The 11,914-nt window shown below is 42.2% G+C and carries 10 protein-coding genes; 7 read left to right on the top strand and 3 right to left on the bottom strand.

What is annotated here, in order from left to right:
• Positions 1 to 9: 9 nt before the first annotated feature.
• Positions 10 to 951, bottom strand: a complete 942-nt coding sequence (locus tag MHI15_RS19300; RefSeq protein WP_076279451.1) for a helix-turn-helix domain-containing protein — start codon at positions 949 to 951, stop codon at positions 10 to 12.
• A gap of 422 nt (positions 952 to 1,373) precedes the next feature.
• Here MHI15_RS19300 and MHI15_RS19295 point away from each other — a divergent pair, with 422 nt between their 5' ends.
• Together MHI15_RS19295 and gnpA are read left to right on the top strand one after the other, a co-directional pair.
• Positions 1,374 to 2,393: a glycoside hydrolase family 88/105 protein gene (locus tag MHI15_RS19295; RefSeq protein WP_076128555.1), complete on the top strand. Its 1,020-nt coding sequence runs from the start codon at positions 1,374 to 1,376 to the stop codon at positions 2,391 to 2,393.
• 12 nt (positions 2,394 to 2,405) lie between these two features.
• Complete coding sequence (gnpA, locus tag MHI15_RS19290) at positions 2,406 to 4,568, top strand: 1,3-beta-galactosyl-N-acetylhexosamine phosphorylase (RefSeq protein WP_076276968.1); 2,163 nt, start codon at positions 2,406 to 2,408, stop codon at positions 4,566 to 4,568.
• A gap of 83 nt (positions 4,569 to 4,651) precedes the next feature.
• On the opposite strand, the gene MHI15_RS19285 is transcribed toward gnpA, so the two are convergent.
• Positions 4,652 to 6,175, bottom strand: a complete 1,524-nt coding sequence (locus MHI15_RS19285; RefSeq protein WP_076190098.1) for a flavocytochrome c — start codon at positions 6,173 to 6,175, stop codon at positions 4,652 to 4,654.
• Between the two features lie 483 nt (positions 6,176 to 6,658).
• On the opposite strand from MHI15_RS19285, the gene MHI15_RS19280 reads away from it, so the two are divergent.
• Both MHI15_RS19280 and MHI15_RS19275 read left to right on the top strand, forming a co-directional pair.
• Entirely contained in the window at positions 6,659 to 7,546 is an 888-nt protein-coding gene (locus MHI15_RS19280) for a spermine/spermidine synthase domain-containing protein (protein WP_254847754.1), read from the top strand.
• 51 nt (positions 7,547 to 7,597) lie between these two features.
• Complete coding sequence (locus tag MHI15_RS19275; protein WP_076128561.1) at positions 7,598 to 8,467, top strand: aminoglycoside phosphotransferase family protein; 870 nt, start codon at positions 7,598 to 7,600, stop codon at positions 8,465 to 8,467.
• A gap of 226 nt (positions 8,468 to 8,693) precedes the next feature.
• Here the strand turns inward: MHI15_RS19275 and MHI15_RS30795 are convergent, their stop codons facing one another.
• Positions 8,694 to 8,768, bottom strand: coding sequence for a putative holin-like toxin (locus MHI15_RS30795; RefSeq protein WP_367946837.1), 75 nt, complete (start codon positions 8,766 to 8,768; stop codon positions 8,694 to 8,696).
• 371 nt (positions 8,769 to 9,139) lie between these two features.
• Here MHI15_RS30795 and MHI15_RS19270 point away from each other — a divergent pair, with 371 nt between their 5' ends.
• The 3 genes from MHI15_RS19270 (at position 9,140) to yaaA (ending at position 11,825) form a co-directional block, all read left to right on the top strand.
• Positions 9,140 to 10,696: a glycosyltransferase family 39 protein gene (locus tag MHI15_RS19270; protein ID WP_341164721.1), complete on the top strand. Its 1,557-nt coding sequence runs from the start codon at positions 9,140 to 9,142 to the stop codon at positions 10,694 to 10,696.
• Between the two features lie 31 nt (positions 10,697 to 10,727).
• Positions 10,728 to 10,976, top strand: coding sequence for a hypothetical protein (locus MHI15_RS19265; RefSeq protein ID WP_076190102.1), 249 nt, complete (start codon positions 10,728 to 10,730; stop codon positions 10,974 to 10,976).
• 96 nt (positions 10,977 to 11,072) lie between these two features.
• Positions 11,073 to 11,825, top strand: a complete 753-nt coding sequence (yaaA, locus tag MHI15_RS19260) for a peroxide stress protein YaaA (RefSeq protein WP_076185122.1) — start codon at positions 11,073 to 11,075, stop codon at positions 11,823 to 11,825.
• Positions 11,826 to 11,914 lie beyond the last annotated feature (89 nt).

Raw genomic sequence — 11,914 nt, 5'->3', positions numbered from 1 at the left:
ATCAATGGATCATACCCACCCCGTAAACTCCAATATAGACGCTTTAGCGGATTGTGCTTCGGATTGTGCGCCTTTACGCCATTGTTTAGGTGAATCACCCATAAGCTTGGAGAAACATCGGTTGAAGCTGGATATGGACTGAAAACCTACTTGCTCAGAGATGGAGAGAATGGAATCATCCGTACTTTTTAACTGCTTGCAGGCCTCTTCAATACGGGTACTGTTTAGGAAGTCGAGAGGTGCGGACCCCATAATCTCATGGAATTTCCTGCGGAAATGAGTGGTACTTAGGTGGCACAGATCAGCTAAAAAATCGATGGTAATCGGCATCATGTAGTTTGTAGTGATGTATTCCAGAACGGGTGAGATGACAAAATCGCCCTTCAGGCTATGCTCTGTGTCTTGATTAACCAAGGGTTCATTCCGGGAATGAATTCTAAGAAGCTCTATATAAAGCGATAATAATAAGCCGTAAGCACTTTCTTGATAGTAAGGATTTTTTTGTTTCAATTCCTCTACGACCGATGTCGCAAGGGTATATACCTTGGGATGTTCCTCTTTATTCAAAATACAGTTTGTTCCCTTAATTGCCCACAGATTCGGCTCAAAGTTGCTGTAAGCGCTTTTGAAGGATTGCTGAAAAAGATCCTCAGGCGAAAAAAAGATATAAGACCACAGACTGGCTTCATTCGGCGAACTATAAGTTGTATGAGGGAGATACCTAGGGATGAAGGTCACATCTCCGGCTTTAAAAGGCACAGATTCTCCTTTGATCTCCATGATGCCGCTATCCGAATGGCAAATGCCAATCTCCAAATGATTATGGAAATGCAGATGTTCACTTTTAATATCAGAAATCTTCCAACGTTCACCACTTAACAGCAAGATAGGAAAGTTTATCGGTAAGCTGTAGTGGCGGTATTCAATGATGGGTTTCTTTTTTCTGGGCATATACTCAATACTCCCATTCTTATTACGTAGGTTGAGTAGATTATAGGTTAACGTTATATCAAATTCAACTATATAAAGAGAACTTGATATTATACAATTTGAGGAAAAGTGGCGGAGGAGAATCTTGGAACTTTAGGGGCGTAGCGTCCGCCTTTGTCTCCGGATTTCAACCGCTAATAGCATTACAAATCAAGAAATTCTTACGACAACAGCGGCCGGAAGTCCAAACTTTCTCTGTAGTCACGGCCAATCCCGAAATATAAGAACTACTAGTTAATGGTTGAAATTGCACAGTTTAGTTATGAATATGCTTAGAATCAGACCATTTTACTACTTACAATAGAGTTAGTAAAGCGTTTACAATATGGACGGACAGCTCTCAAGCGCCTTTGGGGGCGTGTGCGAAAGAGAGGAGAAACAAGATGCTTCAATTAACTTATGACAGAGAAGAGATTTTAAGGGTCATCGACAAAGTGGTCAGAAAAACAATGGCGATGGATTTAACATGGGACTGGCCTTGTGGTGTGGCTTATTATGGGGTAACCAGAGCTTATGAAACTACAGGAAATAAAGAGTATTTGGATATGCTTGTCCAGTGGGCAGATGAATATATCGAGCTGGGTCTGCCGGATTGGACGGTAAATACCTGTGCCATGGGTCATATGCTGATCACTTTGTATGAGGAAACAGGCAATCAGAAATATTGGGATATTGTGATGAGCAAAGTAGATTATCTGCAGAACAATGCGCTTAGATTCGGAGATCATGTGTTGCAGCATACCGTCTCTATTTCTAATGATTTTCCAGAACAGGCATGGGCGGATACCCTGTTTATGGCGGCATTTTTCCTGCTCCGTGTAGGAAGCAAATTAAAGGATCAGGAAATGATTCAAGATGCCTTGAATCAATATTATTGGCATATCAAATACCTGCAAGATCCTAGCAGCGGGTTTTGGTACCATGGCTACAATAATGTGAAGCAGGATCACATGTCTGGACTATTCTGGGGCAGAGCGAATGCTTGGGGCGCATACACCATGTCGCAAGTCAAAAAGCTTTTGAAAGAATGGTATCTGTATCCGCAGTGTATGGACGTGGAGTGTTCGCTGCGCGATCAGCTGGCCGCACTCAAGCTGGTGCAAACGGAGAACGGCCTGTGGCGGACAGTACTCGATGACGAGGAGTCTTATGAAGAAGTATCCGCGTCTTGCGGCATTGCGGCTGCTATGATCAATAACGGCAATCCGCTGCATACCAAATATGTGCAAAAGGCCCTGAAAGGTATTTTGAACAATATCAGCGAAGACGGACGGGTACTGGGTGTCTCTGGCGGAACAGCGGTTATGAAGGATCGAGAAGGTTACCGTAATATTCCAAAAGACTGGATTCAAGGCTGGGGTCAAGGCTTAGCATTAGCTTTTCTATCCGATATGCTTAAATAGGAGGGATCCAAGTTGTCCAAACAAACAACGGGGGCCTTTACACTGCCGGGAGAATCCGGTTATGAGGCATTGACCCTGGAATTAGCTGAACGTTGGGGTGCCGATGTCATCCGTGACAGTGACGGCACACAGTTGTCCGATGAGATTATCAACGCAGGATACGGCATTTATTCTACAATCTGCATCATCAGAGATCATAACGAATGGGCGTCCCAGAATTCAGACAAGCTGCAGCAGAGCTTTTTAATAACTAATCCGAAGGTAGCGGTACAAGATTATTTATCCATCTATCTGATGGAGGATTTTTTTGCTGAACAATTCCGAGTGAATGATTCCAAAGAGGCGTTTAAGTACTGGCAGGTTTTTGACCGAACGACGGGCGAAGAGGTTCCAAGAGAACTGTGGAATTATGAGCGGGAATCGGGAAATGTAGTCATTACTGGAATAACGCCTTGGCATAAATACACAGTCAGCTTCATGGTCTACCGGATTTGGGAAGAGATCTCCATGTACAATCACACCACGAATCACTGGGAAAAAGAGCATCTGATGCAGATTGATCCCATCTATGTAGAAACGCAAAAATATTTACTCCATTGGATTGAAGATTGGTGTCGTAAGCATAAGGAAACAACAGTGGTTCGGTTCACCTCCCTCTTTTATAATTTCGCCTGGATCTGGGGCAGTGATGAGCGCAATCGCCATTTGTTCTCGGACTGGGGTTCATATGATTTTACGGTAAGCTCAAGGGCGCTTGATCTGTTTGCCAAGAAATATGGGTATTCGCTCACGGCCGAGGATTTTGTGAATGGTGGGAAATATCGGGTCAGTCATATCCCGGCGCAGCAGCGGAAGCTGGACTATATGGCATTTATCAATGATTTTGTCATCGAATTTGGTAAGCAATTAATTGATATTGTGCATAAGCACGATAAGCTGGCGTATGTCTTCTATGATGATAGTTGGGTTGGCATGGAGCCTTACAATGACCGTTTTGAGGAGTTTGGTTTTGACGGGATGATTAAATGTGTGTTCTCAGGGTATGAGGCAAGGCTTTGCTCTGGTGTAAAAGTAGATACCCATGAGATTCGGCTGCATCCCTATTTATTTCCGGTTGGATTGGGAGGGCTTCCTACGTTTATGGAGGGAGGTAACCCTACGCTCGATGCCAAAAAGTATTGGATTAATATCCGGCGCGCCTTGCTCAGAGAGCCTATAGATCGGATTGGTCTGGGCGGATATTTGCATCTTGTAGAGCCTTATCCGGATTTTTGTGATTATATCGAAAAGATCGCGGATGAATTCAGAGAAATTAAAGAGCTGCATCATAAAGGCAAACCGTATCACATTAAGACGAAGGTAGCCATTTTGCACGCTTGGGGCAAATTGAGATCGTGGACCTTGTCCGGGCATTTCCATGAAACGTATATGCATGATCTGATTCATATCAACGAGGCTTTGTCCGGGTTGCCGGTTGAGGTGCAGTTCATTGATTTTGAAGATATCCGTAAGGGAGTATTACAAGAGTGTGATGTAGTGATCAATGCCGGCTCGGCAGGTTCAGCATGGAGTGGTGGAGAATATTGGAGTGACCATAAGTGCGTGGACTTACTGACAGAATGGGTTTATGAGGGCGGTACTTTTATAGGTATCAATCAGCCTTCGGCGCTTGATGGTTATGACAGCTTTTTCAGAATGGCACATGTGCTTGGTCTGGATGAGGATACAGGCTCCAAGGTAGCTCATGGAAGATGGACATTTGAGGCTAGAGATGAGCAAGGTTTAGTGCCTGAAGGAGCCAGCATAACACCTAAAAATAACATCTATCTTACGGATGGCTCAGCAGCGGTATTGTGTGAAAAGAGTGGGATGATAACATTGTCCACCCATGCCTTTGGTAAAGGAACGGGGATCTACCTGCCTTCTTTCACCTTAAGCTTTGAAAATACAAGATTGCTGTTAAATGTGATCCGTTTTGCCGGCAATGAGTTAAAGGAAACAAAGTATATTACGGATAATTTATATACAGAGTGTGCTTATTATCCAGAAAGTAAAATACTCGTCGTGATTAACAATAGCGACCAGCTTCAAAAAACTACGATTGATACGGAATATGGACAACAAACCCTGGAATTAGATCCGTTTGATACTATTATCCGAACTATTGGCGATTAATCCCATTAAAAAAGCTCAAGCCAGCGGCTAACTTGCCGATGCTTGAGCTTTTTGCTGTGAGGCCTATAGTATCTGTTATCTACTTATTTTGCTTTTATGAATTCAGCAGATTTGATCCCAGCTTGACGGCCGAAAATAATGATTTCGGCAACAGAGTTGCCGCCAATCCGGTTTTGTCCGTGTAAGCCGCCTGTAACTTCGCCTGCCGCAAACAGACCAGGGATAGCTTCACCGTCTTTATTTAGAACCTCTGTGTTCGTATTGATCTTCACGCCACCCATGGTGTAGTGAATCCCAGGAGCAATTTTAATAGCGTAGAAAGGACCAGTGGACAGGTCATTGTCCATTCCTGTAGTTCTGCCAAATTCGGCATCCTTTTTATTCTTAACGGCGCTGTTCCAAGTATCAAGCGTTGTTGCCAGCTTATCCTCTGGAACACCGATTTCTTTGGCCAAAGCTTCGATGGAATCCGCCTGAATCACGAAGCCCATTTTGTCATATTGTTCAACAGCCTTCACACGGGATTTAACACCGGAATCAAAGACCAGCGTAGCTGCTTTTTCAGGTAGTGTATTGATGGAAGCTGTTACTTTATCACGGGTATCCAATTCATTGGTGAACCGTGTACCTTCACTGGAAACAAGGATAGCGCCTTCCCCACGAACAGCTTCGCCGATGAGGTAGGATTTTTCTTGCTGCACAGTCGGGTGAACTTGGATTTGATCCATATCGACGGTTGTGCCGCCGAGTTTCTCAATCATCTTGATGCCGTCTCCGGTACTGCCGATTTGGTTAGTAGTAACGTAGCCTTCCAAGTCAGGTCTTACTTCGGAGATCAAATCCATATTGGCACCGAATCCGCCAGTGGTTACAACGACAGCATCTGCCGTAATTGTTTTTTCCTCTGTTTGGTTAAAGAGGACCTTGACGCCATTTACTTTGCCATCTTTTTCAGTGATTTCTTTGACATCAGCATTCACGAAAAGTGGGATTTCTTTCTCTTGTACGTTTTTTACTAAACCTTTGACAAGGTATTGACCCACAGCAGAGCCATCTTCAGGACGGTGTGTACGTTTTTCGTTCATGCCGCCTGTAATGGTGATATTGTTCAAGCGGATTCCGATGGAATCCAGCCAATCGATCGCACTCGCGGAATTATCAACGAAGAAACGAAGCATTTCTTTGTCGTTAGTGTCATGGCCACCTTTTAATGACTCTTCATAAAATAAATCATTGCTGTCTTCAATGTTTTGTTCTTTTTGGAATTTCGTTTCAGAAGCGTTCATCCCCGAAGAGGATTTGGTTGTGTTCCCGCCGGCAACCGGCATTTTTTCCAAAATAACAGGGTTCATGCCTTTCTCTTTGGCCTCAAGCGCCGCGGACATTCCCGCACCACCCGCACCGACAATGATGATATCATATTTATCTTTTAATTGATCGAATGGTGTGTAGCTTGCTTCAGATGCCCCGGAGACGGCTTCAACTTCTTTTTTCTCGTTGTTATTACTCTTGCTCTCGTTCACCTTGTCGTTTCCATTACCGCAACCTGCGGTAACGAGCATGACAGAGAGGACGAGACTCAGAGCACCAGCTGCTTTCTTTTTCATTGTTAACCCTCCACTTTTATATTTCTCTATTAAGATGTACCAAAAGAACCCGACAAAAAAGAAAGGAAGTATCAGAGGGAGTTGGAAGTGGAGAAGCGCGCGCGTCGCTGTTATTCTCCTAACTTCAAATCTTCTACGGTTACGTCCACAGTTTCCATCGTTATTCTCTTTAGTTCATCTTCTTATTAAGTATACCATCAATCATGACTATTAGTGAAAGTTTTCACAAATTATACAAGTCGTCTATTCTAACATAGGGTAACGAAATATTGAGCGGATTAGGCGGAAAATGGACCATAAACCATATAACTAGAAGATTTGGCGTGAGATTTTCTCACTGTAGAAGTGGTAACTGTCACGGATTAGTAAAGCGGTTTTTGTTCTTCTGGATTTTTAAATGGTAAAATGAGAGTATTGCCTACTAGTCAATCCGGAAAGACTAACATGAGACATAGAAACAAATTCTAATTAATAGGTGAGAATATGGAATTTAATAATGTAATAAAAGAAAAAGTAAAAGAAGATAACTATAAAGTGTTTGCTTTACTAAGCCGCTATTTGAATAATACCCCCGACTTTATTAACAAAGAAGAAATTGAAGAAATCGTAAACTGTGGTGTATCTTATGAATACGCTTTTGGTTTAATGCTGGCTGCTGCTTTTGGGATGGATACGGTTGATAATGTTGATGATAAGGAATTGTTCAACCAATATTTTAGCAATATGCTTCATAAGCTTGATGCAAATGAATATTATGACAATCCATATTATAAAAATATCAAGATACCAACTATAAAGATTAATAATAGTGAATTAAAATATGAAAAATATAAACCTTTTGAAGGTTTTGTTTGCAATGATATCATCCGGACAGAAGAGGGAAGACAAATTCCTCAGGTTGGTTTTTTTCAAACTGAATTCATGTTCCCGGCTGTCTTGGAGAATGAAAGAATATGGATGACGATCACACCAAATGAAATAGAAACAATGAAAGAAGCTGTTGATAAAGCGTTTGGGAATGTTCTTACGTTTGGGCTTGGACTTGGCTATTATGCTTATATGGTTTCTGAAAAAGTTAATGTTGAAAGCATAACGGTTGTTGAAAAAAATCAAGATGTCATTGATTTATTTAATAAATATGTACTGCCACAATTCAGTAATGCTCACAAGATCAGGCTTATCCAAGCAGATGCTTTCGAATATGCAGAACAACATATGTCTAAGGAAAAATATGATTTTGTATTTACGGATTTATGGCATGATGTTTCTGATGGAATGGATATGTATTTAAAAATGAAAAAGTTTGAAAAGGAAAGCCCAGATACTGTATTTATGTACTGGATAGAACAATCTATTTTATGTTATTTATAATTTTGAGTTCCGTTAATCTGTTGTAGCTGACTCCGAAAGGAAGACCCATTTTTGAAAACTCCTATATCTATCATAAATTGGCTAGAGCACAACGAAATCATAAACGACTTATTAAATCAGGAAGACAGCTTAACTGCGCATACAATGGATCAAGGATTTGAAGCTGAGGTCATGAGGATTAATTCTGATCAAGAGAGCTATGTACTGAAAACATGGAATAAGGAATCCAGACCGGATGTCCAGTTTCAATATCGTTTATTGGATGTTCTATCCGAACGAGGAGTAGCCGTCTCTAAACCAGTGGGCTGGGGAATCAATCCGGAGGGACATAAGGTGTTGTTAACAAGTTTTGACGGAACCCCTATTCATAAAATGAATACCAGGAAAATGAAGGAACTCGCAAGCCTATTAGCAAAAATACATAAAATTCGCGTTGAAGAGATTGGAAATATACAACTGCCAAAATACGATTTCATCGGCTACTTTTTCCCTGAAGCTAAAGAACAATCTGATATTTATAATGTATTGACTTCTCTGGTTGAGCAAACTCCAATGAAGCAAGACTGTATCATTCATGGGGATTTTCATATCGGAAATATAGTGGAGGATAAAGAGCGATATACCATAATCGATTGGACGAACGGCCAGTTGGGAGACTCTAGATATGATTTTGCCTGGTCACTTATTCTGCTGAAAATATATATCTCTGAGCGTTATGCTGATGTGTTCAGAACTGCTTATCTATTGGAAAATGATATGGATCAGGAAGAACTTGAGATCTTTGAAGCCTGGGCATGTCTACGGTGGATTTTGCTGAATAGAAGAGGTAGCACACCGAAAGGGCCTAATACAACGAAGAGAGTGAAAGGCTTAATCGCTAATAATCGGTTTTTAAAAAAGATGGATAGTAAATTGTTCTGATGTACGCAAGGATGGATGGATTTTCTGGGAGATTGGAAATGTAGTGTAACACCGTACATTATTACGTTATTAAATTATTTGTGGTATATTAAAGGTAGAAAAGACGTAAAATGCAAAGAGAGCCGTGCTGTAACACGACTCCCAAGGCAATAGCCGCTTTTAAGGGCGGTAGGCTTCAGCAAATAGGACACGACAGATAGACCGCATGCCTTTGTGAGTGGGCGGTCTATTTGCGTTTATTGGACAGCAGCGCTACGATAAGCGAACCAAAGGTTAGCATAAGCATCATTGCTTCAAACACTGTCACAAGGCATCCCTCCCTTCGGTGAGAGGTAGCCGACCGACCCTTTAAGCCTATTCTATTTGCTCCACCAGTATAGCATAATCGTTTGAAAGAGAATTAAGACTCTTGTCATAATACTCCCTAGGATTGGAGTAGTTTTCCATTTCCTCTCTTTGTCTCCGCAACTCTCTCCATTTTGAAACTTCCGTATCACATTTGCGACTTTTTGATTCCCAATTGTAGGACGTACCTCTCTTTCTAAATCTCTTCTTTGCGAATTCCCAAACATCCGATTTTCATTGGATTTTCAGTTTGGGTGTTTATAATGCTTTTTATGAATCGGGGCAGCGGATTGTAAAGGGCTTTCGATTGCGCAAAGGAGGTTTTCCATGATAAGAGGAATTCTAAAAACATTGTATCTCATACTTGCATTCTTTATCGGTCTTTTTATCGCATCCTCCTTTTTTATTAGGGCGAAATATAATTATTTCGTATATGGGGACACGCCAATTTTGGAGAGACAACAGCTGGGTCTTTTTATTCTAGTGATCGCAGTGGTGCTGGCATTAAGCGTTATTTTGTATAAAATGTGCCTGAAGCTTAATAAGTACAGTTGGAAAATAGTCATTCCAGCCATACTGCTGTTTTCTTTTGCAATCCAGATGGTGATTATCTTTCTGTTTCCACGCTTGCCGACGGATGATTCGCAGACAGTCCTTTCATTGGCACTCGACATGCTGTACAGGAATGATTATTCGTCTTTTGACACGAACGGCTATCTGCATATGTTTCCGTTTAATTTTTCGATCGTTTTATATTTAAGGACGTTGTTGTTGATCTTTCCGGATAATTATCTGGTAATCAAAATATTTAATATTCTGTTTACACTCTTAACCTCATTAATGATTTACATGCTGTATAAAGAGCTCAATTATAAGTCTAAGGATAGGGATTATGGCATCCTCGTGTTTGCTGCAACCTATATCCCTTCATTGTTTATGAGTAATTTTATCTATAACGATGTGATCGCTACCGCCTTTCTGACAAGTGCTTTATATTTTGCCATAAGATTTATTAAAAGAAGGTCCATTAAGGATATTCTCTTCGCAGCTCTCTTACTGGCAATAGGCAACTATTTCCGCAGTATCGGTGTTATTTTTCTGATTACCGTGGTGGCGGGTCTTTTATTCAACATACGTTCTATCGGGGTGAAAAAGGTTTTTAGCGCTTTGGTTATCACGGCCATATTGTTTAATGTTCCTGGCTGGACGCAAAATGCAGTGCTGCAGGCGACGAATGTTGCAGATGAACCGATGAACGAAAATTCCGCACCTGTCTACATGTGGCTGAATATGGGGATCAATCTGGAGACGTTTGGGTTCTGGGACAACCGGGAGAGCTACGCTATCTATCAGCAGGATGCAAATTATAATAAGGCAGAAAGTACGGAGTTATTTAAAGAAGAAATCAGTAATAAACTCTCCGAGGCGGGCCTAAGTGACTTAGTGAAGATGTATTATAAAAAAATCGTTTGGACCTGGACGGAAGGAACCTACCAGATGGAACGATATGGGCTCGGAAATGACGGATCATCCAGTAACGGGGGAAGAATGGGCTTTGTCATGGACCGTTATAGCTACACTAATGCTGCTACGGATTTGTTTAAGGCAGACTCCAATTATAGAAGTGGAATGTTGTGGCTGCTGTATGTTCTGAATTTTCTGATGTATGTATTTATACTCGTTCGCTTAATGGGTGGAATAAGAGCCAAAAGATTCGAAGAGACCTCTTTGATTCTTGTGGTGCTGGGCTTTATCGGATTCTATCTTTTATGGGAGATCAAGTCCCGGTATATTTACCCGGTGTATCCGCTGCTGATCGTATTATCCTACATGGGTTTTAAGGACGTATACGATTATATGTTAAAAAGATGTTTTCCACGTTAACTATGTTCGCTCGGAAAGAGGGGATTCAAAGATGCGGACCAAGCGGTATTTCGCTTTGCTCATAGCAGTGCTAAGTTGTTCCATGGTGCTCGTCTCCTGCGATGCTATTACCGCACAGAAGATAACGAGTACTGACTCCGGGTCAAGAGCGAACGGGGGACAGGGCTTCACCGGCGGGCGGGGGAAAGATGGGGGCGGATCTCCCAACATGAATGGTGGGACAAGGAGAAACGGCAACCCAGGTACAGATGGCGGTGGCGCACAAGGTGGGCGGCAGTGAACAAATTTCATGAACTTGCCCCAAGCCTACGAAGATTAAGTGTGATAGGATAAGGTTACATTTAAAATCCCCGCGGGGGTAAGAAAAGGGAGCACCATGAGAATCATTATATCGCCTGCCAAGAAGATGAAGATGGATACGGATTTCTTGGATTGCCGCCAGATGCCGCAATTCATAAGCGAGTCGCAGACTCTTCTGGCCTTATTACAAAAGTTGAATTATGAAGAAGCCAAATCGTTATGGAAATGCAATGATGCCATCGCCACGCTGAATGTGGAGCGGATTCGGGATATGGATGTAACACGGGATCTTACACCGGCTATCTTTTCTTATGAGGGTATCCAGTACCAGTACATGGCACCAGGGGTACTTCAAATGGAGGAGCTGGAATATCTTCAGCAGCATTTACGGATATTATCCGGATTCTATGGAATCGTCCGGCCATTTGACGGCGTTGTGCCGTACAGGCTGGAGATGCAGGCAAAGCTTAGCGGACCTGGTTTCAAGTCTATCTACGAGTTTTGGAACAGGAAGCTGGCAGATCAGCTGTTTTCGGAGACTGACATCATTCTGAATCTGGCCTCTAAGGAATACAGCAAGTGCATCTCCCCTTACATTGGCGGGAATGTTCGCATGGTTAGTTGTGTATTCGGGCAGGAGATCGGCGGTAAGGTAGTAGAGAGAGCGACCCTGGTCAAGATGGCCAGAGGTGAAATGGTACGCTTCATGGCTGAGCGGCAAATCAGCTGTGTGGAGGATATCAAAGGCTTCGACGGATTTGATTTCAGCTTTGCTGATGAGCTGTCGGATGAGCGTACGTATGTGTTTATTCAGAAAAAGAATGACTAGAGCAAGCAGTACATGATGGGTAATTCTGAAGGGGGTTGAATAACCAGCTTCAGGGTTACCTTTATTTTTTGATCAACGAAACCAGATGC

It is taken from the genome of Paenibacillus sp. FSL H7-0918 (assembly GCF_038007025.1).
GTDB classification, from domain to species: Bacteria; Bacillota; Bacilli; order Paenibacillales; family Paenibacillaceae; genus Paenibacillus_AQ; species Paenibacillus_AQ odorifer.
Note: the sequence above shows the minus strand (reverse complement) of the source record. Positions and strands in the feature narration are given on the sequence as shown.